This window comes from Protofrankia symbiont of Coriaria myrtifolia, assembly GCF_900634755.1.
Taxonomy (GTDB): Bacteria; Actinomycetota; Actinomycetes; order Frankiales; family Frankiaceae; genus Protofrankia; species Protofrankia coriariae.
Genome location: NZ_CAAAFS010000035.1, coordinates 1 through 25,102, shown reverse-complemented (window position 1 = coordinate 25,102; position 25,102 = coordinate 1). Strand labels below are relative to the sequence as shown.

Here is a 25,102-nt window from a genome sequence, read left to right as displayed (position 1 = left end):
TCTACTAGCCTATCGGCGGCGTCGCTTCCAGGGGCGGCGGTGTAGGCGACGATACGTAGATCGCTACTGGGAGCTACGAGTACGTCGCAGTCGAGGGTGAGTGTTCCGACGTCGGGATGGTGGATGGTCTTGGTGTCCGTCTCGTGGACGCCCACGATTCCGGTTTCCCACAGGCGGGCGAAGACGGTGCTGACGCCCCGCAGATCCTTGATCAGGGAGCGTAGGCCGGTATCGGCGGGGTAGCGGGCGGTCGCCGTCCTGAGATCGGCGACCACCGCCGCCTCGAATCGGGCCTCCTGCTCGGGGGTGTGGCTGACCCGGCCGGGTAGGCCGGCGAAGTGGTGCCACGCGATGTTCCGCTCGCGGCCGCGCAGTGCGGACGGATCGCCGAACAGGGCAGCCCACAGTGGGTCCCACAGGATCAGGTTCCAGGCGGCGTCGTGCACGCTCAGCGGTGCGCTGTCGAGCTGGTCGAGCAGCCTCCGGACCCCTGCCGCCCGATCAGGCGGTGCCGGGCGTGGTGAGGCGGGCGTAGCGCGCCGGCGGAACGCCGAAGACGCGGGTGAAGTCCCGTACCAGGCGCTCCAGCAGGTCGGTGAGGGCGGCGACGGCCTGCGGGGTCGTCAGCACGGGCATCGCCGCTCCCAGCCGGGCGGCCCGCGGGCCGAGCACATCCCCCGCCGGGACCGCTCGTTCGGTGATCGTGTGCATGGGCCGCCCCAACAGCCCGCGGAACCCGGCGGGCCGGAACATCACCGCGACCGCGCGGCCCCGGCCGGCGAGCACCCGCGTCATCGGCGTCCGCTGAACGCCGTAGACCATCGCCGGATTCACCAGGTCCGGACTATGACGTCCGGGCGCTGGTCGACCACCTGATGAGCTGGGTGCGCCTGTTCGACGCGGCCTTCGAAGGCCGGACCGGGCTGGATCCGGCGACGTTCGGCCCGGGACCGGACCCGGCCGCGGATTTCGCGGCGGCCGCCGCGAGCCTGGTGCGTAGGTGGCGCGACGGCGGCGCCGAGGTGGCGGTGTCGGTCACCGGCTCACCGCTTCCCGGTGCGTTTGTCTACCGGATGATGATCGGCGAGTACCTGGTGCACGGCTGGGATCTCGGTGTCGCCACCGGTCAGCCGCTGCCGTTCACCGAGGAGCAGGCGCGGTACGCGCGAGCCCTGCTGTCCACGATCCTGCGGCCCGAGTTCCGGGGGCAGGCGTTCGGCGAAGATGTCCCGGTCCCACTGGACGCCAGTGAACTCGACCGCCTCATCGGCTTCGCCGGCCGCGACCCCGCCTGGACACCCCCGACCGCCCCCGCACCTCCCCGTGCACCGACCCGCCGGCTCGTTGATCGGCGGGGCTGGTCAGCGAGGGGCGTTGATCCGGGCGAGCTTGCGGCCGACCTTGAGGTAGGCCCGCCGTCGAGCTTCTCCTGCACGAGGGCGCCGAGTGTCTCGCGGGCCTCGTCCGCCACCAGCGGGATCTGGTCCTGGCCGGCGTCGGACTCGAGGCGGCAGTAGACGTGTGGAACCAAGGGGTGGTACCGATCGTCCTGGCACACGGCCGAGCCCTGCCGGCAAACAACACCACCACAACTGTCATCACCGCTGATCTACGCAATCCCGACACAATCCTCGGCCACCCCGACCTACGCGCTCTCATCGACTTTTCCCGGCCGGTTGCCGTCCTGTTCATCGCCGTTTTCCACTTCGTCACCGACGAGGAGAACCCGGCCGGCATCATCGCGACGTTCCGGAACCTGCTGGCACCCGGCTCCTACATCGCTCTGACACATGCGACCGCGGAGGGCTCGCCACCCGACCAGGTGGCCCGGGTCGAGCAGGTGTACAAAAACGCCACCTCGCCCTTTGTCTTCCGTCCGCACCAGCGGATCGAAGCCCTGTTCACCGGCTTCGACCTGGTCGAGCCCGGTCTCGTCCGGCCCTGGCAGTGGCGTCCGGGCGAGGACGACACATGCACCACCTGGCAGTTTGCCGGCGTCGCCAGAAAGAGCGACCAGGAGTAACCGCTGGCGGACCATTCCAGCGGTCCGCCAGCCCAGCCATACCGTGGGCCTCCTGGTGTCGCGTGCATGTCACGGGCCTGCTACGTCACGTTGCGCTATCACCTTTGTCGGGGTCAGCCGGACCAGTAGTTCCCCGGGCACACCGTTGCGCCGGCCGAACTCCTCGGCCCGGTCCGCGCCCATGTAGCGTCCACCGATCGCGGTCGCCCAGCGCAGCAGCTCGGCGGGATCCTCGGAGACGCTCGCCCTCCCCTCGACCAGCACGAAGGAGTACGGCGGGTTCTCGTCGTCCACGCACAGGCTGGCCCGCCCCTCCCGGCGCAGCGCCCGGCCCTTCACACTGTCCGCGCCGGTGGTGAAGACCACGTCCTCACCGTCCAGGACGAACCAGATCGGCACCACGTGGGGCCGGCCGTCCCGGCGGACCGTCGCGAGCTTCCCGGTATGCGTACCGGCCGAGAGGAAGACACGCCATTCCCGTTGGGTCATCGACGCCATGCGCCCTACGTTCACACGGGTTTCCCCAGCCCGCATCCGCACCGCCGGCGCCCTGCCCGCCGCCCGCGGGCCGCTGACGGCGGGCTCGCGGCGGCGGGTCCGCGGGTACGGCCCCGGTCAGGCGACGGCGGCTCGTAGCTGTTCGACCCGGTCGGTGCGCTCCCAGGTGAAGTCGGGGAGTTTCCGGCCGAAGTGGCCGTAGCTCGCGGTCTGCGCGTAGATGGGTCGCAGCAGGTCCAGATCCCGGATGATCGCGGCTGGGCGGAGGTCGAACACCGCCGAGATCGCCTGTTCGATCGTGGGTACCGGCACCTGCTCGGTGCCGAAGGTCTCCACGAACAGGCCGACCGGCTCGGCCTTGCCGATGGCGTAGGCGACCTGGAGTTCGACCCGGCGGGCGAGCCCGCTCGCCACGACGTTCTTGGCCACCCAGCGCAGGGCGTACGCGGCCGAGCGGTCGACCTTGGAGGGGTCCTTGCCGGAGAAGGCACCGCCGCCGTGCCGGGCGTACCCGCCGTAGGTGTCAATAATGATCTTCCGGCCGGTCAGGCCCGCGTCGCCCTGTGGGCCGCCGATCTCGAAGCGCCCGGTCGGGTTGACCAGCAGCCGGTAGCCGTCCACTTCGATACCAAGGTTCTGCTCGGCCACCCGCTTGAGCTCCGGCTCGATCACCAGCGCCCGGATGTCCGGAGTGAGCTGCTGCTCCAGGTCGATGTCGGCGGCGTGGTGGGCGGAGACGACGACGGTGTCCAGCCGGACCGGCCGGTCGCCGTCGTACTCGATGGTCACCTGGGTCTTGCCGTCCGGGCGCAGATAGGGCACGGAGCCGTCACGGCGGACCCGGGCGAGCCGTTGGGCCAGCCGGTGCGCGAGTGTGATCGGCAGCGGCAGCCGTTCCGGGGTCTCGTCCGTGGCGTACCCGAACATCAGGCCCTGGTCGCCGGCGCCCTGTCGGCCGATCTCGTCCTGCTCGCCCTCCACTCGGGCCTCGTAGGCGTTCTCGACGCCCTGGGCGATGTCGGGCGACTGGGAGCCGATCGAAACGGTCACCCCGCACGTCGACCCGTCGAACCCCTTGGCGGACGAGTCGTAGCCGATCTCGATGAGCTTGTTGCGGACGACGCTCGGAATGTCGACATAGATCTCGGAGGTGACCTCGCCAGCAACATGCACCAGGCCGGTCGTCAGCAGGGTCTCGACGGCGACGTGGGACCGCGGGTCACCAGCGAGGAAAGCGTCGAGAACGGCGTCGCTGATCTGGTCGGCGAGCTTGTCGGGATGTCCTTCGGTAACGGATTCCGACGTGAAGAGTCGACGGGACACGGTTGCACCTCATCTCATGGGCGTGAATACACCTGTCGGGCGGATCCACCGACCATATTGTCCATACATATCGGATGATCGGTACGAACCGTACCGGGGGTCCGGGCCGGAGACAGGGGCGGGACAGGCTCAGGAAGCCGTACAGATGGCCGAACTCACCCCGGCGAAATCAATATGGGCCCGCCCTACGAGCACCACCGGGATATACACGGTATCGACTTTCACACGCCGGTCACGAGATCGTCAACATCACTTATACTGTGACTTAAATCACGTAACTTTTCTTGATATTCATCAATAAGGGTGATAAATGATCATCCGTTGGCGAGCGCCCACTCCAGCAGCCACTGGACGGCCTCGGTGTGCCGCCTCGCCGCGCCGAGATCGTCCCCCCATGCGTATAGGCCGTGTCGGGCGATCAGTATGGCGGGGGTTCGCGGATCCCGCAGCGCCACGATACGGTCACCGAGGTCGATCATGTCCTGGCTGTTGTCCACCACCGGGATGCGGACACGATCGCCGTCGGCGCCACGTCCCAGCGCCTTGAGCATCTCCAGGCCCTCGAGCTCGACACCACCCGGCCAGCGCTCGGCGGCCCACACCGACGCGATCGTGTGGACGTGCACCACCGCCTGCGCGCCGGCGGCCTCGGCGAGCCGCGCGTGCAGCGCAGCCTCTGCCGACGGCCGCCGGGCCGGCCTGACCGGCCGAGCGGCACCCGCGGCGTCCACCACGGCCACGTCCCCGGCACGCAGCTCGGACTTGTCCAGCCCGCTCACGGTGACCGCGAGCCGCAGCGGCGCCCGGCACAGCACGATCGACAGGTTCCCCGAGGTCGCCCGCATCCAGCCGAGGGACGCGTAGCGCGCCGCCTCCCGGGCCAGCGCCTCGCCCGCGACGCGCAGGCCAGCCGGCCACCCGTCGGCGTCCGCCAGATCGCCGTCACCCGTCAGATCGTCACCCACCAGATCGCCACCCGCCGAAACGACACTCACCCACCAGATCATCAATTCCCGCCGGTGTGTCGTCGCCACCGGCATCCACCCCGCTCCCCGGACGCCCGTATGCCCCGCGTCCGCCGGACAGCCGGACAGCCGGTCGACGTCCGTTGCGGACCTGCGATCTCACCACCGGACACACCCGGTATGCCCCCGGCCGGGGGCATACCGTGCTGTAGATGACCCCTGTCGGCCGGCCTGTCTCCTGGACGGGCAACGGCATCCGCCTGCTCGACCAGACCACGCTGCCCGCCCGGGTCGTCCACCACGAGGTCACCGACGTGGACGCACTCGTCGCCGCGGTGCGGCGGCTGGCCGTCCGCGGTGCTCCCGCCCTTGGTGCCGCCGGTGCGTTCGGGGTCGCCCTGGCCGCGGCCCAGGCCGAACGGGAGAACTGGGACGCGGCCACGCTCACGCGGGCCATCGGCGCCATCCGTGACGCCCGTCCCACCGCCCTCGCGCTCGCGCTCGGGGTGGACGCGGCCCGCCAGCGGCTCGCCCACGGGATCTCCGCGGTCCTCGCATACGCCGACGACCTGCTGGAACAGGACGAGCGGACGAACCGGGCGATCGGCGCGCACGGCGCGGACTGGCTGCTGCGGGGCGCGGCCCGGCCCACCGGCACCACCCACAGCACCCACAGCACCCACAGCACCCACAGCGGCGATACCGACAGCGGCATCGGCCGACGGCCGCTGCGCATCCTCACCCACTGCAACACCGGGGCGCTCGCGACCGCCGGCTGGGGGACGGCGCTGGGCATCATCCGCGAACTGCACGCCCGCGGCGCGCTGGAAATCGTCTATGTGGACGAGACCCGGCCGCTGCTGCAGGGTAGCCGCCTGACCGCCTGGGAGCTCGATGTCGAGGACATCCCCCACCTGGTACAGGTCGACGCCGCCGCCGCGGGGACGATCGTGCGCGGGCTCGTCGACGCGGCCGTCGTGGGTGCCGACCGGATAGCCGCCAACGGCGACGTCGCCAACAAGATCGGCACCCTCGGGGTGGCGCTGGCCTGCGCGTACGCGCGGATCCCGTTCGTCGTGGCCGCCTCCGCGTCGACCGTGGACCCCGCGACGGCGTCCGGCGACATGATCCCGATCGAGCTGCGGGGCGGCGGGGAGGTGCTCAGCCACGCCGGATCGCGGGTCGCGCCGGCCCGCTCCCGGGCGCACAACCCCGCCTTCGACGTGACACCGGCGCATCTGGTGGACGCGCTCGTCACCGAACACGGGATCGTCGAGGTCGCGCGCGGCCAGTGCCCACAGCCACCTGCCCCGTCCCGGTAGACCATCGGCATCCCGGTGGACCAGTTCCGGTGGGCCATCGGCCGCTGGCGGTGTCGTGATCAGGGCGGCGGCAGGATGCTGATCTGGGCGAAGTCACCCACCGCCGGATGGTCACCAACGCCGCGGTCGTGGTTCGGCTCGCCCGGCCGGCGGACGCCGACCGTCGACCAGCCAGCGGCACGGGCTGCGTCCAGCTCGTCGACAAGGTCCGAAAGAAAGACCGTCCGGCCCGCTGGCACCCCGGTCGCCGCGGTGATCGCGGCATAGGACGACGGCTGCCGTTTCGGGCCCGCCGTCTCGGTGTCGAAATACCCGCTGAACAGGCCACGCAGGTCACCGGCGAGGCTGTGGGCGAACCAGGCGCGCTGCGCGGCGACCGACCCGGACGAGAAGACGTACAGCCGTTGCCCCCCGGCCTGCCAGGACCGCAGGGCACCGGCCACCTCCGGATACAGGTGGGAGGTCAGCTCACCCGCGGTGAAACCGGCGTCCCAGATCAGCCCCTGCAGGGTCTTGAGCGGGGTGACCTTCTCGTCCGCGTCCAACCAGGCGCCCAGCGCGGTGACGATCCGGGCGGTGTCCACCGCCGGCTCACCGATCAGCTCACGGACCTGCGCGAGCGCCCGGCGGGTGTCCGGATGCCGCTGATGGCTGTCGATCCACGCGCGCAGCCGCGCCCGCGAGTACGGGTAGAGGGTGTCCACGACGAAGGATGTCGCGCTGGTCGTCCCCTCGATGTCGACGACAACCACCTTGGCGGTGACCGTGACGGCAGCGGTCACCGGGCAGCGACGGCCACGGCGTACAGCACGTCGAAGTCGGGGAAACGGGACGCGATGTCGCTGCCGGTGAAGTCACCGACCCAGCCGTCGGCGTCGTGGAAGAAACGGACCGCGGTGAACGACGGGCTGGTGCCCATGTCGAACCAGTGCGTGGTACCAGCCGGCACCGACAGCAAGTCGCCGGCCTCGCAGAGCACCGCGTGGACCTCGTCACCGATGTGCAGGTAGAACACGCCGGCGCCGGCGGCGAAGAAGCGCACCTCGGCGTCCGCGTGGGTGTGCTCGGCGAGGAACTTCGCCCGCGCGGCGGTGGCCGTGGCCGGCCAGTCAGGCGCCTCGGTCGGATGCAGCGCCACCACGTCCACGAGGATGAAGCCCTCATCGGCGATGACCTTGTCCACCTGCTCCCGGTAGGCGGTGAGCACCGCGTCCTGGCCGGCGTCGGACGGGAGATCCACGATCGTCCACTGGTCGAACCGGACACCGATCGGCGCGAGGGCGGCGGCGATCTCGTCCGGTCGATCGGTGTCGCGCAGCACGCGGCCCGGGTCGTCGGCGGGCCAGGTTGTCAGGTGCGTCATGACGGCCTCCTCCGGTCGTGTCCGCGGCGGGCCTTGGCCCGGCAGTCCCGCCTCGGCCCGACGCTCCCAGTGTGACGCCGGACATGCGCCTGCGCTGGCAGTCCGCGAACCAGCGCAACGGAAATGGCACACAGCGGAGACCGCGCGGACACCGTGGCCGTTGGCCGTCGCGGGGGCCGTCATCGCACCGGGACGGTCACACCTCCGCTGAACGGGCCGTCGTGGAGCTCCAGGTGATCGGGTGTGGCATCGATGGGAATGTCGAAGACGAGGGTGCCGCGGACCCTCTCCCCCTCGGAGATGTTCCCCCAGAACTCGTTGGAGAAGGCCGCCCGGGACAGCAGCTGATCGGAGCCGTGCCTGGCACCGGTGGTGTCGTACAGGCTCTGCGAGGCCAACGCCAGCGTCCGGTCCGAGCCGCCGACGTTACTGACGGTCACCTCGGCCAGGCAGTACTGGCCGTCCGGATGCCTGGGGAAGAACCCGGCCTTCAGCTCGTCGACGCCGCACTGGATGTTCGTCACGGTGAACTGGAGCTGCCCGTCCCGGACCGGGACACCGATGGCCGCCGCGGGTGTCGCCGATGGTGACGGCGTGGCCGCCGAGCCGGTGGGGCTGCCAGCACCCGGGCTGCCCGCGTCGTTCCCGCTCTCGCCGAGGCTGTCCAGGACGACCCAGCCGACCAGCAACAACAGGGCCAGCAGGGGGACGAGCAGCCACCACCGGCGGGACCGCCGGCGTGGCGGCGGCGCGGGCGGAGACCAGCGCGGCGGCGCGCCGGCGGGCTGGCCGGGCTGGCCGAACTGGTTGGGCTGGCCGAAGCGCGCCGGACCGCCGAGCTGCGCCGGCTGGTTGAACTCTGCCGGCTGGTTGAACCCGGCCGGCTGACCGAACCCGGCCGGCTGGTCGGCCGGGTAACCGGTGGGGAAGGCCGGCGGGCCGACCCGGGTCGGCGGCGGGACCGCCGCCATCTGCTGCGTCCAGCCGAGCACCTGGTCGATCGGTGTGGACGCGTTCACGTCGGCGTTGCCGTCGACCAGGCGGAGCAGCAGGTCACGAGCGGCCGGGCGGGAACGCGGATCCTTGGTCAGCGCGGTCTCGACGACCCGGCGCAGCGGCTCGGCGAGCCCTGCGAGGTCCGGCGGCTCATCGACGATCCGCGCGCCCAGGTCGGCGTCGGCCTGCGGCCCGAACCGCCCCGGCTCGACGAACGGATGCCGGCCGGTACCGGCATAGGCGACCAGCAGACCCCAGGTGAAGACGTCCGCGGGCGGGCCGACCGGGTGGTCGAGGATCTGCTCCGGCGCCATCCAGCCGGACGTCCCGAAGATCATCCCGCGGTCCAGGTCGTGCCGCACCACCCCCGCGGGCTTGGCGATACCAAAGTCGATCACCCGCGGCCCGGACAGGGACATGATGACGTTGGCCGGTTTGAGGTCGCGATGGACGATCCCCGCGCGGTGGATGGCCGTGAGCGCGGTGGCCACGCCGATCGCGGTCCCGGTCAGGGTCGACGGGGGCAGCGGGCCGTCCTCCATGACCACGCGGTCCAGCCGCGGTCCCTCGATGTACTCGGTGACCAGGTACGGCGGGGTCGCGTCCGGTTCGGCGTCGAGCACCGAGGCGGTGCAGAACGGTGAGACCCGCCGCGCCGCCGCCACCTCGTGCCGGAACCGCTCCCGGAAGTCCGGTTCGGCGGCGAGATCCGAGCGGATCACCTTGACCGCGACCGGGCGACCAAGGGTGTCCCGTCCGAGATAGACGGTGCCCATACCGCCGCTGCCCAGGCGAAAGTCCAGCACATATCTGCCGACGGACGCCGGATCGCCCACGTCCAACGGCTCCAGTGACTGTGCTGTCGCCCCACCCCCGGCACGACCTGGCAGCATCACGTCTGCCGCCGCCGCGCCGATACACGCCTGCTCATAGCCCCATCGTCACTCATCCGGGGCCGGATGGGCAGGTCGACAGCGCACCAACGGCCACCCCGGCAGGCTGTCGAACAGCGGACTGTCATACGGCCGACCGGCACGCGGCAGGTCGTCGACCAGCGACCCGCTGTGCGGCATCCGGACGAACACCGAAGGCAGCACATCCCAGCCTCGGGCGCGGTGGCATCCCCGTCTCAGGCACACCGGCATCTTCGCCTCGGGCGCGTCGGCGTTTCGCTCCGGGGTGTGCCGGCTGTCGCCTCGGGCATACCGGCGTCGCTGTCCGTCCACCGGCATGCCGTACCGGCGGCGCCTGATGGATCGAGCGGATCCGCGTCGATCCGCGTCGATCCGGGTCCGACCGGCGCCGTCCGCCTCCTGGGAGCGGACGGCGCCGGTCTCCTGCCACGGTCAGGACGTCGGCCGTGTCAGGTCGTAGACGGTCCGCCCGCCCACGGTCAGCGCGGTGAAACGGCTTTCCACCCAGGACGTGATCTCACCGGATCCGCGACCGCCGAATCCGCCAGGACCGCCGAATCCGCCCGTTTCACCCGGAGCGCCGAAAACGCCCGGTCCGCTGGAGCCGCCGGGTTCGCCGGAAGCAGCCGGGTCGTCGCCCGCGGCGGGTGCGGCGCCGGCGGACGCGTCCGGCGCGGCCGACCGGCCGGCACCGCCGCCCGCGATGTAGTAGTGGATGTCACCGGCCGCGACATATTGTTTGAACTGGTCCAGGGTGGGCGTCGGGTCGCCGCCGCTGAACCCGCCCATTGCCATGACGGCCGTACCGCTGGCCAGCTCGAGCGGGCCGGCGCTCTGGGAGCCGGAGGTCGCGGCGGCCCAGCGGTGGCCGGCCTGGCCGTTCCTGAGCAGTTGGACGATTTCAGAGTCGGCGGCCACACCGCCACCAAAGCCACCATCGGGTCCACCAGCAGAACCGCCGGCGCCACCACCGAAACCACGGTCATCACGCGGTCGGCCACTCGCCGCGCCGTTTGTCGCGCCGCCGGTCGGCCCGAAGAACTGGCGGGTCATCCCGCTGGGAAAGCCACCGCCGGCCGTCGCGGGGCCAGCGCTGGGAATCGACCCGGAATGGGGAGCCGACGCGGTTTCGACGGCATAGGCGGCCGACGGCGCTCCCAGGGCGAGCGCAACCGCCGCCGCACCCACTACAGCTCCGACAACGCTGCGGGTTGGCAGCCTGCGGCCGATCAGCAGGGCGAGGACGCCGACGCCAGCGGCTGCGACAACGACGAACCGCAGCGCCGGATACCAGTCGGGGGTACGGTTCAAAAGCACGAACGACCAGCCGCCGGTGAGCCCGACCGCAGCCGCCATCAGCACCCGGGAAACCCAGGAGTCCCTGGCACGCCACAAAGCTGTCCCGCCGAAAGCAAGAAGGCCGCCGATTCCCGGCGCGACCGCAATCGTGTAGTAGGGATGGATAATGCCGCTCATATAGCTGAACACGCCGCCGGTGACGAGCGTCCAGCCGCCCCACAACAGCAGACCGGCGCGGACCCGATCCGTGCGCGCCGCCCGGCGGGTCACCCACAGACCACCTACCAGCGCTATCAACGCGGCCGGCAACAGCCAGGAGATCTGGGTGCCCATCTCGCCGCTGAACAGCCGGTTCCAACCGGTGGCACCGCCGAACATGCCACCGCCGGGACCACCGCCAGTGCCCGGGCCGCCGACCCCGCCGGGAGGCGCCATCTGGTTCAGATACGCGGCAGCCCCGGCTGGCAGATCCCCCTGGGGCAGGCCGGTGAACATTCCCCGACCGGCGCCCCCGCCGGGATTCCCGTCACCGCCGAAAACACGACCAAGGCCGTTGTAGCCGAAGGTGAGCTCGAGAATGCTGTTGTTGGTCGACCCGCCGATATAGGGCCGGGAGTCCTTCGGCCACAGTTCGACCGCCGCCACGTACCAGCCGGCGGAGACGACGATCGCCCCCGCGCCGGCCAACAGGCCGAGCAGCCGCCGGCCGACGGATGTGGGCGCGGCCACCAGATACACCAGCGCGAACGCCGGGACGGGCAGGAATGCCTGCATCATCTTCGTCAGAAAGGCGAACCCGACCGCCGCCCCCGCCAGCGCGATCCAGCGAAAACCGCCGTCCTCGGTCGCGCGCACCACACAATAGGCCGCGACGACGAGCAGCAGCACCAGCAGCGCGTCCGGATTGTTGAATTTGAACATCAGCACCGCGACGGGTGTCAGGGCGAAAACGGCGGCGGCGAGCAGCCCGGCCCGCGGCCCGATCCAGCGCCGGACAGCCAGGTACAGGATACCGACGGCCGCCACGCCCTCGAGCGCGTTCGGGACGAGCATGCTCCAGCTGTTGAAACCGAAGATCCGCCCGGAGAGTCCCATCACCCACAATGACGCCGGTGGCTTGTCGACGGTGATGAAGTTCGACGCGTCGAACGAGCCGAAGAACCATGCCTTCCAGCTCTGTGTGCCGGCCTGGACCGCCGCCGCGTAGAAGCTGTTGGCGTACTGGGAGGCGCCCAGCCCCCACAGATAACCGACAGCTGTCGCGGCCAGCAGGACGAGCAGCGCCGGGCGTATCCACCACGGGTCGGCCACATGCCCCCGCAGCGGCCGGGGCAGCCGTACCGGCGACCGGTCCGCTGCCCATCCCGGCATCTGCCGCGGCGGGGCGGTCGGCCCGGGGTTGGTGTCGACCGTGCTCCAGTCGAGCCCTCCGACGCCCGCGCTCATCGTGTGATCAGGCTGGTGGAAGTGGTGCTGCCGGTTCCGGCGGCTCCACCGGAACCGGCGGGGCCGTTGGGGCCGCCGTAGCCGTCAGGTCCACCCGGCCCGCCAGGTCCGCCGAATCCGTCCGGCGCGCCCTGTCCAGCTGGCCCGCCAGACCCGCCGCCGGGCAGACCGGAAGCGCCGCGCAGCTGCGTGAAGCACTCCCGGAAGACCTCACGGGCCTTGGAGTCCGTCGGGTCCGGGCGCACGGGGGTGCCGTCGTCGACGGTGACGCCCTTGCTCCGCAGGCATTCCTGAAAATCTTCCTGGTCGATCGCCGCTCTGGGGCCGTCCTGCGCCCGTCCGCCGCCCTCCGGGAACCCGCCGTAGCGACGATATCCATCACCGTATCCGCCGCCGGGGAACCGTCCGTAGCCCGTACCGTCGCCGGGGATGCCGCCCGCGGCCAGGGAGCGGGCCGCGTGCTGGCCACCGCCCGTCCCCGTACCGGCGGCCAGCACGGCGGCACCGGTGCCCAGGACCACGACAAGCACCGCGGCGGCCGCGATCAGTCCGTTGCGTCGCCGGTGGGAACCGCCGGCCTCACCCGGCGGCTGGCCCTCCGTTTCGGCGGCAGCACCGTCGACGGCAGCGGGACCGCCGGGGCCTGCTGGGTCTCCCGGGGCGCCGGGGCCACCGGCGGCGGGCACGCCCGGCTGGCCCGACCCGACCCACCACTGCCCGGCCGCCGCGGCGGAGGCGGGCACCTCCGACGGCGTGGCGTTGACCAGCGCGACCACGTCCGCCACCGAGGTCGCGGGACCGATCACGTCGGCTCGTGCCTGCGCCCCGAAGTCCGCTGGGACGTCGACACCGGGTGGCGTGACCACCACCACGACGGTGTCACCCGACCTGGTCGCGAGGATCGGCAACAGCTCCCGGTCGTACATCGTCACGACCAGAATCGTCCGGACCGTCACGTTCGGTGGCTGCGGTCGGGGCGACCCGTCACCAGCCACGATGGTCGGCCCGTCCGTGGCAGGCGGCGACTCGAACGGCGGCTCGCTCGATGGGGGGAGAATGTCATAGTCGGGTCCGAGCGCTTCCGCGATCAGGCCCGGGTCCGCGGGAAGCCCCAGACTCAACCACACACGTGTCATATGCATACCGTCGTCGTCACGCCTGAGGGAAAGCTTTCAGGAACCTGGGGACTTCCTTGTAGATCTGCCCATCGGCCCCGCCGCGGGCATCTCCTCCCGAACGTCTCCCCCGACGCCATGGGGATCCCGCCTCATGGCGACACGAAAAGAACAGGTTGCCGCGCTGTGACAGCCGCGCTGCCGGCCTTCCGAGCGGTCATGCCGTCCGCGTGCTGTCCGCCCCGGCGCGGCCGTGGCCCATCCCTTCCTCACCATGATCTAAATTATGGTGATCAATAGCTGGACAATGGATATTCCGTTGCTCTTTTTGTGAGTTTCTTGTGTGATGAGCGAACGAAAAACCCCTGGGGCAACACTCCAACAATGATCCGCAGAAATCGGTCTGTAGAGGTAGTGCCCCACAGGGGTTCGGTCGCGTCGGGGGGCGTCATGAGCATCGGTACCGGCAACGCGAGCACGTCCATGGCCGCGACCACCAGGACAGCGATCAGCGTGGTGGATGGCGCGGCCGCGCCACGGTGGATCGTCGTGCTGACCGGCCTGGTCGCGCTCGCGGCCGTCGTACCCCGACGGACCTGGCGCAACAGCGGCCATCTCGACACCATCGCGCACGAGGGCGGCCATGCGCTCGTCGCCTACCTGCTCGGGTACTGGGTCGTCGGCGTGTGGCTGTTCCCGGACACCTCCGGGCTCACCGGCTCGTACGGGCGGCCGAGCCGGGTGACCGGCTTCCTCGTGTCGGCGGCCGGTTACACCGCGCCGTCGGTGCTCGGGCTGGGCGCGGCGGCCCTGCTGAGCGCCGGCCACGTCACGGCGACGCTGCTGCTCGCCGTCGTGGCGCTGGCCGCGCTCTTCCTCGTCGTCCGCAACGCGTTCGGGATCGTCCTCGTCGTCGCGACCGCCGGGATGGTCGTGCTGGCGCTGCGTTCGGCCGACGCGGGCACGCAGAGCGCCCTCGCCTGCTTCCTCACCTGGTTCCTGCTGTTGTCCGGCCCCCGGTCCGTCCTCGACCTGCACCGACAGCGCAGACGAGGTCCGTCATCCTCGGACGCGGACGCCATGGCCGAACTCACCGGCCTCCCCGGCGGGCTCTGGGTCGCGGCCTTCGCCCTGGCCAACACCCTGTGCCTGCTCCACGGAACAACCCTGCTCCTGGGCTGACAGTGAGGATCTACGGGACGGCTCCCTACCTCGGCGGGACGTCGATGACTACACGACGTCGAGCTATGCCCGAAGCACCTGACGACAGAAGATCCCGATACTTCGACCGCATCCGCATCGCATGAATGATCAGTTCCACGCCGTCCTCCTAGCGGCCGCTGCCAGGCGATCCGACAGCGGCCGCGAGGAGCGGTCAGTGCTGACTGTTGAGATAGCCGATGCCCATCGCACCCCACCATCCGGCCTGGGACAGCAGATTACTGATCATCGATCGGACCAGCAGTGCCCGGGATGCAGCGGCGGCCAGCCGCAACCGGTGCTGGACCGCCTGGATATGCAGGCCGTTGAGCGCGATGAGGAGCACAAGCCCGATCTTCACCCGGGTCAGTGGCGCGGACAGGTCCGGTTGCAGCAGGACACCGCTGAGCACGAGCCCCGCCAGTCCAGCCCAGATCAGCACATGCAGGCCGCTGGCCACCCGGATGACGTCCGGGAAGCCGCATCGGCCGGACAGCCACAACAGCCCGAAGAAGTCGATGGCAAGGACCGCCCCGAGCCCGGCCACGAGCGCGGCGAAATGCACGAACAGGGCAGCGGCGTGCAGGGCCGGGTCGGCGGTGAGGCGGGTGGCGGTCCAGACGGCCGCCACCCAACCGAGGATGATCATCATCCCGATCGCGAGGAAACAGACCCACCGTGGCAGAACCCCGCTGCCGGGCGAAGAGGCTCTGCTGACGATCAGGGCGGGAACGGGCCGCGGGTCCACGGGCAGGGAAACGATCCGGTCAGGAGCCAGCCCCTCATGATCGCTCACGGTTAGCGCTTGAACGCGACATCAGTGAAGGTGGCAGTCGCGCCGCTGGCCAACGCTGGCGTATGGCCTTCCTCACCGTGCCGGAAGAAGGTCGGTATCCCGACTGTCGCGCGCAGCGTGTAGCTGCCGTCCTGCGGGATTGTGAAGTTGTTCGCGTAGTGGAAGAACTCGGCGTAGTAGAAGTTGAGTGTCTTCTCGTCCACGACCGCGCCCTTGTCATCGACGACCGCGAGTGTGATCGGTACGTTCGGCACGATCCGGCCGGTGGCCGCTTCGATGGGGATGATCTCGATGTGGTGCGTCTCGCCGGCGGCGGGCTTGCGGAGCACCTGTTGCCCGCCGTTGCCCTCATACCAGCTTTCGGCGGGCTCGACGATATAGGCGATCCGCCACGGCCCGGTCTGGACCTCCCCTCCCTCGGAGCGGATTTCCTGGGCGAGCGTCGTGTACTGCCCGACCACGCCCTCCGGCACCGCGGTGGAGGCGGTCGAGGTGCTGACCGGGTGTCCCGGGGATGTCGTCGTGGCGTCGGTCGTCGAGTCGTCGGAGCAGGCGACGAGACCGAGCAGCAGGCAGACGGGCAGCGCGAGAAGGACCGTTCGCCGAGACACGCATTCTCCTTTAGGTCGGCTTATTTTTAAGTTAGGCTAACCTTAATAGATCATGCTTCGTCAAGCGAATCACTCTTTCCGTTTATATAAATACTCTCCGTTACCATTAGGGTTAGCGGGCGAGCTCAGCTTCCCGGCGCGCTATCGATCGGGGCGTCTCCCACCACCGGCGCATCGCCCATATCCGTTCTCTGTTCGAGGGAGGCAGATGATCGCGAGGAGGAACTGGTGACTGCACGGGGGCCGGCCACGGCCTGCACTGCTACCTCTCCCCCCTGATCCCTCTGAGCCAACCGCCGGACGGCTCGCTGGAGGGCCTGCGTCGCAGTCCAGGTCAGGATGCCCGCGCCGAGGCATAGTGGCAGGACCGCGAGGGCCGGCAGGTGCGGCAGGGTTGCAAAGTAGACGGCGTAGTGGGTCAGGTAAATGTAGAGTAAGGCGCCCGCGATCAGCCCGGCCATCCGCACGACGAACCCTGGCAGCGCGAGCCGTGGGAGGAACAACAGCGCCGCGAATCCCACAGTGATGACGGTCTCCCGGACCGGGTCGGCGAAATATCCGGGGACCGTCAGCATCGCGATCGCGGCGACGAGCGCCTTCTGCCCAGTGCTGGTCGCCCGGTGGCCGAGCCAGCCGAGGACGAAGAACCAGACGACGCCGTGCGTGGCCAGCCACCGTTCGGCGAAGGCTGTGGTGTTGTGGGCGAGCTGCTGCGCCAGCAAGGCAACACCCAACATCACCAACGCGAAGCCGAAACCGTGCCGCTGCTCCCATCGACGCACGGCCGGGATCGCGAACACGAGCGCGAATAGCAGCAGCGTCTGGACCAGGACCTCGACGAACCAATACCCGGTCGCACCGCGGCGGACGTAGTTATCGATCAGTAGAACGTTTGACCATCCCACCTCGGTGGTGTCCACAGCCCGCCAGGCCAGCCACAGCATGGACGGGATCGCTATCCGGGCGGCACTGCGAAGGATGGCGTGACTGGTGCCGGCACCCCCGGGCGCGAGACGGAATCGGGCGAAGCCCCACCCGGCGACGATCAGCAGCAGATGGGCGCCGCCGAGGATGTGGAACAGGCCGATGTGGTTGCTGACGATCAGTATGATCGCAACCGCGCGCAGCACGATGCTGGTCTCGACCGTGGTGGTCCTGGAGCCGGTCATGCGGGCGGGCCGGGCAGCGAGCCGTTCCAGTTCACTGATCGGCGTGGTGGCCCAGTCGTCGGGCAGGTGCCCTAACGCCCGCTCGATCTCGAGGGACATCCGGACGTAGGACAGTGAGTCCCCGCCCAGGTCGACGAATGTCGCATCGTCGGCGATGCCGGCAGTGTCGGCGTAGCCCAGCACCTTGGCGAAGCGTTCCCGCACCGACAGGTCGGTGCGGGGTGCCGGCCGGCGGTCCTGGGCGTTCGCCAGTTCCTGGATCGCCGGATAGTCGATCTTGCCGCTGGTCAGGCGCGGCAGTTCGTCGACGGCGACGACACGGATTCGGTCCGCCGGGAGCCGGAGCTCCTCCTGGACGAGTCGACGGACAGCGCGTCGATCCGGCGACGGGGTTGCGACGATCAGGACGTCGTCGCTGCCCGCGCACGCGCAGACGTGTCCGCGACCGGCTAGGAGCGATTCCGCCTGGCAGAGATCGATGCGCAGCCCTAAGAGCTTCACGAAGCGCGACGAACGTCCGACCACTTCGTACAGCCCGTCCGCCGTGCGCCGCGCGATGTCGCCAGTGGCGAGCGCGTCGACCGTCGCACCCAGCGCGAGATCGGCTGAACTCTCGGCATAGCCGAGCATGACGTTGGGGCCGCGGTAGACAAGTTCGCCCTGCCCAGGCGCCGCGGGATCTTCAGCGGGCAGGATCTCGAACGAGCCGCCGGGGATCGGGACACCAACCGCGGAAGGGTGCGACTCGGCCAGCTCGGGTGGCAGGTAGGCCATGCGCGCGGTGGCTTCGGTCTGCCCGTACATGACGAACAGCCGCCATCCGCGGCGCCTGCCCAGTTCGGCGATGCGCCGGACGCGCTGCGGGGGCAACGCACCACCTGCCTGGGTGACGTAGCGCAGGGAAGGCAGGTGCATCCGGTCGAAGCCGACCCGCTCGAGCAGGTCGAAGGTGTAGGGCACGCCGTGCAGGCTGGTACCCCGATACTTCTGGAAGGTCGCCCAGAAAGCCGGGTCGATGACCGAGTTCTCGGTCAGCAGCAGTGCCGCGCCGCGCAGCAGGTTGCTGTTGATGATCGACAGTCCGTAGCAGTAGTGCATCGGCAGCGCCGCGGACGCGCGGTCCGAGTCGCGGATGTCCAGGAACTGTGCGATGACCTCGGCGTTGGCCTGAAGGTTCCCGGCGGAGAGCCGGACCAGTTTGGGCGACCCGGTCGACCCCGACGTCGACAGCAGGAGGGCGAGGTCGGGGTGCAGGTCGTGACACGAGCCGTCACGTCGCTCCCGCAGCGTCCACTCGTTCTCGCGGCGGAACACGACATCCGGATCATAGATCGATAACAGCGTGTTCCAGTGGCGGTCGTCGGGCGCGGTGAGGAGAACCGGATGACCACCGGCCAACGCGGCCAGGTAGGTGACGGGCGGCTCAATGCCGTTGGCCGCCTCGATCATGACCAGTCTGCGGCCGCCGCCCAGCCGCGTGGCCGCCTCCTCGACACGGTCGGCCAACTGGTCGTAGGTGAGCTCGACGCCGTGCGGGGTGACCACCACGAGCCGGCCACCGTGCGCACGGAGCGTGGTGGCGAACGGGACACCGGGCGCACTTCGAACAGATGACCGCGCCGTGGCCATGTCCCCCCTGTCGTCCATCGGGTATAAAGGCAAGGATTACTTAAGTTAGGCTAACCATCATGATCAAGCTAGGCATGTGATTCAGGTCAATCGACGCCTTCCGACCCACCATGATGCGATATATCATACTAAAGCTTGCCTTACCTAATTGACACTTGATCGACTCAACTCTGGAGGCGCTGGTGCACGTGCGGCTCGCCGGGCGGATCGCAACACTGGCGATGGGAGTTGTTCTGACCGCGGCGGCCACGGCGTGCGGCGGCTCGGAAGACGCCAGCACCATCACCCTGTACAACGCCCAGCATGAGGACCTGATCAAGGTCATGGTGGACGGTTTCACCAGGGAGACCGGCATCAAGGTCAACATCCGGTCCGGTAAGGACTCCGAGCTCGCGAACCAGCTCGTACAGGAGGGCGATGCCTCACCCGCCGACGTGTTCGTCACGGAGAACTCGCCGGCGATGAGCCTGGTCGACGCTCACGGCCGCTTCGTCAAGATCGACGATGCCACCCTGGCTCAGGTTCCGGCGCAGTTCGTGCCATCCAGCCGTAACTGGACCGGGTTCGCCGCCCGCGCGACCGTCCTGGCGTACAACAAGCGGCAGCTGGCCCCGGACCAACTGCCCGCCTCACTGATGGATCTCCAGCAGCCCCAGTGGCAGGGCAAGTTCGGCGTGGCGGCCGCAGGCGCGGACTTCCAGGCGATCGTCAGCGCGGTGCTGGTGAGCAAGGGGGAGGTGGCGACAGGAACCTGGCTCGCCGCTCTGAAGACGAACGCGAAGATCTACGCGAACAACCGGGCAGTACTCAAGGCCGTCAACACCGGGGAGGTTCAAGCGGGCGTCCTGTACCACTACTACTGGTACAAGGACCGCGCCGAGTCCGCCGCGAGCAGCAACAACACCGAGCTGAAGTTCTTCGGCGGCAAAGATCCAGGAGCGTTCCTGAGCGTGTCGGGCGCAGGGGTGCTCAGGACAAGCAAGAAGCAGGACAAGGCGCAGCAGCTCGTCCGTTACCTCACCGGCAGAGCAGGCCAGCAGATCCTGGCTGACAGCAATGCCCTGGAGTACCCGATCGCCAGCGGTGTCCCGGCGAACGCGAAGCTCAAGCCGTTGAGCGAACTGGATCCACCGGTGATCGACGTCGCCAGCCTCAACGGCCCCAAGGTCGTCGAGCTCATGCGCAACGCCAGTCTGCTCTAGACCGGCGTCCGGACGACCGACATCCACCGGACACGGCCCACGTGACTATCAGCACTCCCGCGCTCCCGGGCTCCGATCCTGTGCTCCCTGACCCCGGCACCAGCGACGTGCCGTCCCGGCGCCGTCGGCGCGGCGCCCCGTGCCCCGCGCTCTCGCAGTTGCCAATGCTCACTACGGCGCTGCTGGTCGCGCTCCTCGCGGCGATGCCGTTGCTTTTCGTGGTGGACACGGCGGCCGAGGTGGGCTGGGCGGAGGCCGTTGATCTGATCGTCCGCCCGCGCACCGGAGAGCTGTTGTGGAACACGGCCCGGCTCGCGGTGTGCTGCATGCTCTTGTGTGCCGTGCTGGGCACCGGCACGGCCTGGTTGGTGGAGCGATCCTCGCTGCCGGGTCGCACGGTGTTCCACGTCATGCTCGTGGCTCCGCTCGCGATTCCGGCGTTCGTCAACAGCTACGCCTGGGTCTCTCTGATCCCCTCGGCCGCGGGCTTCGGCGGCGCGCTGCTGATTGTGACCCTGTCCTACTTCCCCTTCGTGTACCTCCCGGTCGCCGCAACCCTGCGCGGCCTCGACCCGGCCCACGAGGAGACCGCCCGCTCGCTGGGCCACGGCGGATTCCAGATCTTCGTGCGGACCGTCCTGCCCCAGCTGCGGCCCGCTGTCCTGGGCGGCTCACTACTGGTCGGGCTGCATCTACTCGCCGAGTTCGGCGCGCTGCAGATGCTGCGGTTCCCCACCTTCACCACGGCCATCTACGACCAGTACCAGTCCACGTTCAACGCGCCCGCGGCCAACATGCTGGCTGGGGTCCTGGTGGCGTGCTGCCTGATCCTGCTACTGGCCGAACTGACCCTGCGCGGCCACGCCCACTATGCGCGGGTCGGCACGGGCCTGGCACGCCCCGCCGAGCGCACCCGGCTGGGCCCGGTGACGCTGCCCGCGGCCGCCGGGCTGTCCGCCTTGGCCGTGCTGGCACTCGGTGTTCCGCTGGCGAGCCTCGGCCGCTGGTTGGCGCAGGGCGCCTCATCCGGACTCGACGTCGACCAGATCGTGACCACGACCGGAACGTCGCTCGGGCTCGGCGCGCTCGGCGCGCTGGTCACCACGGCGGCGGCGGTGCCCGTGGCCTGGCTGTACGTGCGCAGGCGAAGCCGGTTGTCGACCGCCTTGGAGCGCGTCACCTACATCGGCAGCGCGCTGCCGGGCATCGTGGTGGCGCTGGCCCTGGTCACGGGCGCTGTCCGCCTGGTGCCCGGCCTGTACCAGACCACCGGCGTGCTCGTAGCCGCCTACCTGATCCTGTTCCTGCCACGCGCCATGGTGAACGTGCGCGCGACCCTCGCGCAGACGCCGCCGGTCCTCGACGACGTCGCGCACTCGCTCGGCGCGGGAAGGCTCGCCACGCTCCGCCGGGTCACGCTGCCGCTGATCGCGCCGGGGCTGGGCGCGGGCGCGGCGCTGGTGTTCCTCGCCGTGGTAACGGAACTGACCGCGACCCTGCTGCTCGCACCCACCGGCACCCAGACCCTGGCCACCCAGTTCTGGAGCCATAGCGACAGCCTCGCCTACGGCGCCGCCGCGCCCTACGCGGCGCTGATGGTGCTGATCTCCGCGCCCGCAGCCTACCTACTGACCCGGCAGACGCGGAGGGAGTCGACGGTATGACCGCGCTCACCATCACCGGCGTGACGAAATCCTACGGCGACACCCCCGTGCTGCAGGCCGTCGACCTCCATGTGCCCAACGGCAGCCTGACAGCAGTGCTCGGCCCGTCCGGGTGCGGGAAGACGACCCTGCTGCGGGTCATCGCGGGCTTCGCCGATCCGGACGGTGGCACCGTCGCCTTCGGCGACGAGATCGTGTTCCGGCCGGGCAGATCCACCAAGGCCCAACACCGCAAAGTCGGGTACGTGCCGCAGGAAGGGGCGCTGTTCCCACACCTCACCGTGACCGCGAACATCACCTTCGGTCTACCGCGTACGCAGCGAAAGCAAGGGGGGCGTGTCGCCGAACTGCTCGAGCTGGTCGGCCTCGCCGCAGGGCTCTCCGACCGCTACCCGCACGAGCTCTCCGGTGGCCAGCAGCAGCGGGTGGCCCTGGCCCGGGCGCTGGCGCCGCGACCCGCGGTGGTGCTGCTCGACGAGCCGTTCAGCGCGCTGGACGCCGGACTTCGGGAGGTCACTCGTCGCGGAGTCACCCGGGCCCTGCGCGCCGCGGGAACGACGGCGGTCCTGGTCACCCACGACCAGGCCGAAGCCCTCTCCCTCGCCGACCAGGTCGGTGTGATGCGAGAGGGGAGGCTGGTTCAGCTCGACGCCCCCGCGACCGTCTACAGCCGGCCGCGCGACGTCGGCGTCGCCGGTTTCGTCGGCGACGCCGTGCTCCTGCCCGCGACCGTCCATGACGGGCAGGCGCGGTGCGCGCTCGGCACCATCCCGGTCGCCGACTCCGGGCACGCGGGCGACGCTCAGGTGCTAATTCGCCCCGAACAGCTCCGGATCGACACTACTGACCGTCCCGACGGCGTGACGGCCCGGGTACGCGAGATCCACTATTACGGCCACGACGCCACCGTCTGGCTCGACCTGCTGCCCGCGGGCCCGTCCGTCGTCGTCAGAGTCGTCGGCCAACTCCTGCCCGACCCCCACACCGACGTACAGCTCATCGTGTCCGGCAACGCCGTCACCTACCCGGTGACGAGATGACGACGCCCACCAGCAACGCTGTGCCGGCTGGGTTAGCCCCGCCCTGCTGTCGGCGGGATGACGCTGGCGGGGTGGTGGCGGCCGGGCAGGGGCTGTTTCGCGGGATGTCGGTGCCATCCGGGGCCTCTTTTCGATCGGTCGACAGGGGGGTGTCGGATGTGTTAAATGCATCGGATGCGCCAAGTCGGGTAGAGGTGTTCCATGGTTCGACACCGGAGGGGTCCGGCAACACAGCGCTCTCGGAGCGTCACCTACGCCGCGCTGGACACACGTCCCGCTGCTCACGCGGCGCGTGCCGTGCGTCCGAGCGTCCCTCAGCTTCTGTTCGCCGCGACCACGGTGGCGGCTGTCATCGCCATGCCCTCCGACGTGTTGGCCGGTTCGACGTCGACGCTGTCCGACGCGCCAGCCGCGGCTGGCCCCGCCGCCACGAGCCCCGTCGCCGGGAGCCCGGCAGCCGTCGGTCCGGGGGCCACGGAGCAGACGGCCACGGAGGCCACGGGTTCAGTGGCTGCCGCCGGGCCGGCGCGGCAACCGGCCGTGATCACAGCGGTTCAGCGGGACGAGTCGTCCGTGGACGAGCAGATCGCGCAGGCGGTGCGCACCAGCCCGCTGCTGGGCGAGGTCCCGCCGGGGAGCGTCGAGGTGACCGACGTCCACGTGTCCACGGTCGACCCGGCCGTCGCGACCGCCCGTGTCATACCGACCGGCGGCGAGACCGACCCCGCCACCGCGCTGCTGCGCCACAGCACTCCCCCGAGTCCCCGCTGGGCCCTGGCCGAACTGGGAACGGCCGGCGTCGGCTGCGACACGCTGAACCCAGCGGTACGCGACGATCTCGGCCTCCCCTGCGAGGACCAGCCCGCATCCTGACCAGCCGCGCCCCCGAAAGCACCGCACCACGGCAACGAGGGAACAAGTGGTTGCTGCAGCAGCCGTTTGTTCCCTCGTTGCCGTAACCAGCGTGGGGGCGTGGGGAGCCGTGTTGGTCAGGGGGCGTGGCCGGTCAGTGGGCGAACGTCCAGGCTGACAGGATGGTGATGGCCAGGATGATCGTTCCGCTGATCGGAGTCTGCCAGCGCTCGACCGCGGCACGCCGCTCGCTGACCGACGACAGTGGACCGGCCAGGGCCACGAGCAGGATCCCGGCCCACGCCAGCGCGAACACCGGACGGTCCGCCCGGGTGTCGAACGCGTAGAAGACGATTGAGAACACGAGCACGGCCGCGAGCATGATCTGCGGCAGCACGAGCAGCGACACCTTCGGCTGGAACGCCTTCTCGGTGGTGCCGGACGAGCGGGGCCGGTATCCGGACACGACGCGCGCGAGCGCGAGCAGATAGATCGGGGAGTTGAACAGCACGCTCGACACTGTGCGGGGCGCGGCCCGCGCCCCCGCGTATGCGGCGATGAAGAGCAGGGTGGCGGCGAAGTAGGGCAGCCCGAACAGCAGATACTCCTGCTGGGAGCCCGTGGAGGCGAGCTGGGAGCGCGGGACGATGGACAGCACCGGCCCCAGCGCGAAGACCACCTGAACGGACGCCAGCAGCGGGCTGAGACTGGTGTGCAGGTAGTGCGCCCGCTGCCAGCGGGTCAGACCTGGTTTGACCAGTGGGTTGTCGAACAACAGCAGCCGGGTGCTGTCCATCGCCCAGCGCAGCCGCTGTTTGGCGTAGACGGCTGCCGTCGCCGGTGCCGTCCCGATCGATATAGGGACGGGATGATAGACGCTGGACCAGCCATGAGAATGCAGTTCGTATGACGTCTGGACGTCTTCTACTATGTTCCATTCGCTGAATCCGCCGACTGATTCCAGTGCGGACCGCCGGTAGAGCGTCCCGTTTCCGCAGGAGAACGCCGCGTTGTCCCGATCCTTCGCCGGCTGCAGAGAGCGATAGAACATGCTTTCGGCGTTGTTCAGGACGTCGAGACGACCGGTGTCGAAACGCTGGGCGGTGCAGACGAAACCGACGTCGGGGTCACGCAGATAACCGACCACCTGCTCCCCGAGGTCCGGGACCACCAGGTGGTCCGCGTCGAGGGTGAGAATCGCGCCACCGCTGGTGCGGGCCAGCGCGTGGTTGAGGTTACCGGCTTTCCCCGGCGTACCGTCGACCCGGGTGAAGCAGGGCACCCCGAGCCGGACGGCGAGCGCGTCGATCTCCCGCCAGTCCTTCCGGCCGGCGATACGGCCGTCGTTGAGGACGTACGTCTGGTGCGGGTAGTCGATGGCGATGGCGAAACGCAGGGTCCGCTCGACCATGGCAGCGGGCTCGCCGCACACCGTCACGAACACGTCCAGGGTGCCCACCGGTGGTGGGGCCTGCCGGGGCGCGCCTGGCCGCAGCCGGCCCGTCATCACCGCCGTCCACCCGACGGCCAGGTAGGTGACCAGCTCAGCGGCATAGAACAGGTAGCCGATCGCGCTGGTGCCGCCGAGTGTGGCCGTCCGCCGGGCCAGGTAGATCGCGCCGAGCGCGATGACGAGCAGGCCTGCCACCCGCCCCGCCCGGCCACTGACCGCCAC

At 69.8% G+C, this 25,102-nt stretch carries 20 protein-coding genes and 2 pseudogenes; 8 read left to right on the top strand and 14 right to left on the bottom strand.

The features are described from left to right. Both CM1CMNOD_RS01845 and CM1CMNOD_RS01840 read right to left on the bottom strand, forming a co-directional pair. Positions 1 to 446: pseudogene (locus tag CM1CMNOD_RS01845) on the bottom strand (transcriptional regulator); the annotation flags it as partial. Positions 447 to 501: 55 nt separating this feature from the next. Further along, positions 502 to 834: a DUF6597 domain-containing transcriptional factor gene (locus tag CM1CMNOD_RS01840; RefSeq protein ID WP_043602786.1), complete on the bottom strand. Its 333-nt coding sequence runs from the start codon at positions 832 to 834 to the stop codon at positions 502 to 504. A 5-nt stretch (positions 835 to 839) separates the two neighbouring features. Between CM1CMNOD_RS01840 and CM1CMNOD_RS01835 the strand changes: the two are divergent. After that, positions 840 to 1,517, top strand: a pseudogene (locus tag CM1CMNOD_RS01835) (TIGR03086 family metal-binding protein); the annotation flags it as partial. 17 nt (positions 1,518 to 1,534) lie between these two features. Then, positions 1,535 to 2,023 carry an SAM-dependent methyltransferase gene (locus CM1CMNOD_RS01830; RefSeq protein ID WP_237702950.1) on the top strand — a complete coding sequence of 163 codons (489 nt, stop codon included), beginning with the start codon at positions 1,535 to 1,537 and terminating at the stop codon, positions 2,021 to 2,023. 69 nt (positions 2,024 to 2,092) lie between these two features. Here the strand turns inward: CM1CMNOD_RS01830 and CM1CMNOD_RS01825 are convergent, their stop codons facing one another. The 3 genes from CM1CMNOD_RS01825 to mtnB form a co-directional block, all read right to left on the bottom strand. Further along, a complete protein-coding gene (locus CM1CMNOD_RS01825) occupies positions 2,093 to 2,521 on the bottom strand; it encodes a PPOX class F420-dependent oxidoreductase (protein ID WP_043602783.1) in 429 nt (142 codons plus the stop codon). Positions 2,522 to 2,638: 117 nt separating this feature from the next. Next, complete coding sequence (gene metK, locus CM1CMNOD_RS01820) at positions 2,639 to 3,844, bottom strand: methionine adenosyltransferase (RefSeq protein WP_013871986.1); 1,206 nt, start codon at positions 3,842 to 3,844, stop codon at positions 2,639 to 2,641. Between the two features lie 314 nt (positions 3,845 to 4,158). Continuing rightward, entirely contained in the window at positions 4,159 to 4,884 is a 726-nt protein-coding gene (gene mtnB, locus CM1CMNOD_RS01815) for a methylthioribulose 1-phosphate dehydratase (RefSeq protein ID WP_013871985.1), read from the bottom strand. Positions 4,885 to 5,021: 137 nt separating this feature from the next. Between mtnB and mtnA the strand changes: the two genes are divergently transcribed. Next, positions 5,022 to 6,131, top strand: a complete 1,110-nt coding sequence (gene mtnA / locus CM1CMNOD_RS01810) for an S-methyl-5-thioribose-1-phosphate isomerase (RefSeq protein WP_013871984.1) — start codon at positions 5,022 to 5,024, stop codon at positions 6,129 to 6,131. 59 nt (positions 6,132 to 6,190) lie between these two features. On the opposite strand, the gene mtnC is transcribed toward mtnA, so the two are convergent. The 5 genes from mtnC to CM1CMNOD_RS21375 form a co-directional block, all read right to left on the bottom strand. Further along, entirely contained in the window at positions 6,191 to 6,913 is a 723-nt protein-coding gene (mtnC, locus tag CM1CMNOD_RS01805) for an acireductone synthase (RefSeq protein WP_013871983.1), read from the bottom strand. After that, positions 6,910 to 7,494, bottom strand: coding sequence for a 1,2-dihydroxy-3-keto-5-methylthiopentene dioxygenase (locus CM1CMNOD_RS01800; protein WP_013871982.1), 585 nt, complete (start codon positions 7,492 to 7,494; stop codon positions 6,910 to 6,912). The genes mtnC and CM1CMNOD_RS01800 overlap by 4 nt, the downstream gene beginning before the upstream one ends. Before the next feature lie 179 nt (positions 7,495 to 7,673). After that, positions 7,674 to 9,383, bottom strand: coding sequence for a protein kinase domain-containing protein (locus CM1CMNOD_RS01795; protein WP_013871981.1), 1,710 nt, complete (start codon positions 9,381 to 9,383; stop codon positions 7,674 to 7,676). Between the two features lie 453 nt (positions 9,384 to 9,836). Next, positions 9,837 to 12,149, bottom strand: a complete 2,313-nt coding sequence (locus CM1CMNOD_RS01790; protein ID WP_013871980.1) for an ArnT family glycosyltransferase — start codon at positions 12,147 to 12,149, stop codon at positions 9,837 to 9,839. Continuing rightward, complete coding sequence (locus tag CM1CMNOD_RS21375) at positions 12,146 to 13,270, bottom strand: hypothetical protein (protein ID WP_165162656.1); 1,125 nt, start codon at positions 13,268 to 13,270, stop codon at positions 12,146 to 12,148. The genes CM1CMNOD_RS01790 and CM1CMNOD_RS21375 overlap by 4 nt, the downstream gene beginning before the upstream one ends. A gap of 444 nt (positions 13,271 to 13,714) precedes the next feature. On the opposite strand from CM1CMNOD_RS21375, the gene CM1CMNOD_RS01780 reads away from it, so the two are divergent. After that, entirely contained in the window at positions 13,715 to 14,446 is a 732-nt protein-coding gene (locus CM1CMNOD_RS01780) for a M50 family metallopeptidase (protein WP_013871978.1), read from the top strand. A gap of 193 nt (positions 14,447 to 14,639) precedes the next feature. Here CM1CMNOD_RS01780 and CM1CMNOD_RS01775 read toward each other — a convergent pair whose 3' ends face one another. The 3 genes from CM1CMNOD_RS01775 to CM1CMNOD_RS01765 form a co-directional block, all read right to left on the bottom strand. After that, positions 14,640 to 15,260 carry a hypothetical protein gene (locus CM1CMNOD_RS01775; protein ID WP_013871977.1) on the bottom strand — a complete coding sequence of 207 codons (621 nt, stop codon included), beginning with the start codon at positions 15,258 to 15,260 and terminating at the stop codon, positions 14,640 to 14,642. 2 nt (positions 15,261 to 15,262) lie between these two features. Beyond that, on the bottom strand, positions 15,263 to 15,871 hold the full coding sequence (locus CM1CMNOD_RS01770) for a hypothetical protein (protein WP_013871976.1): 609 nt from the start codon (positions 15,869 to 15,871) through the stop codon (positions 15,263 to 15,265). A 125-nt stretch (positions 15,872 to 15,996) separates the two neighbouring features. Next, positions 15,997 to 18,669: an AMP-binding protein gene (locus CM1CMNOD_RS01765; protein ID WP_241245600.1), complete on the bottom strand. Its 2,673-nt coding sequence runs from the start codon at positions 18,667 to 18,669 to the stop codon at positions 15,997 to 15,999. Positions 18,670 to 18,890: 221 nt separating this feature from the next. On the opposite strand from CM1CMNOD_RS01765, the gene CM1CMNOD_RS01760 reads away from it, so the two are divergent. The 4 genes from CM1CMNOD_RS01760 to CM1CMNOD_RS21370 all read left to right on the top strand — a co-directional run bounded on the left by CM1CMNOD_RS01760 (position 18,891) and on the right by CM1CMNOD_RS21370 (position 23,448). After that, positions 18,891 to 19,871, top strand: a complete 981-nt coding sequence (locus CM1CMNOD_RS01760; RefSeq protein WP_050803657.1) for an iron ABC transporter substrate-binding protein — start codon at positions 18,891 to 18,893, stop codon at positions 19,869 to 19,871. A 164-nt stretch (positions 19,872 to 20,035) separates the two neighbouring features. Further along, positions 20,036 to 21,535 carry an ABC transporter permease gene (locus tag CM1CMNOD_RS01755; RefSeq protein ID WP_131772050.1) on the top strand — a complete coding sequence of 500 codons (1,500 nt, stop codon included), beginning with the start codon at positions 20,036 to 20,038 and terminating at the stop codon, positions 21,533 to 21,535. After that, a complete protein-coding gene (locus CM1CMNOD_RS01750) occupies positions 21,532 to 22,575 on the top strand; it encodes an ABC transporter ATP-binding protein (protein ID WP_013871972.1) in 1,044 nt (347 codons plus the stop codon). The genes CM1CMNOD_RS01755 and CM1CMNOD_RS01750 overlap by 4 nt, the downstream gene beginning before the upstream one ends. Positions 22,576 to 23,115: 540 nt before the next feature. Beyond that, positions 23,116 to 23,448, top strand: a complete 333-nt coding sequence (locus CM1CMNOD_RS21370) for a hypothetical protein (protein WP_157490961.1) — start codon at positions 23,116 to 23,118, stop codon at positions 23,446 to 23,448. Between the two features lie 133 nt (positions 23,449 to 23,581). Here the strand turns inward: CM1CMNOD_RS21370 and CM1CMNOD_RS01740 are convergent. After that, a partial coding sequence (locus CM1CMNOD_RS01740) for a glycosyltransferase family 2 protein (RefSeq protein WP_347176434.1) occupies positions 23,582 to 25,102 on the bottom strand: 1,521 nt, incomplete at its 5' end.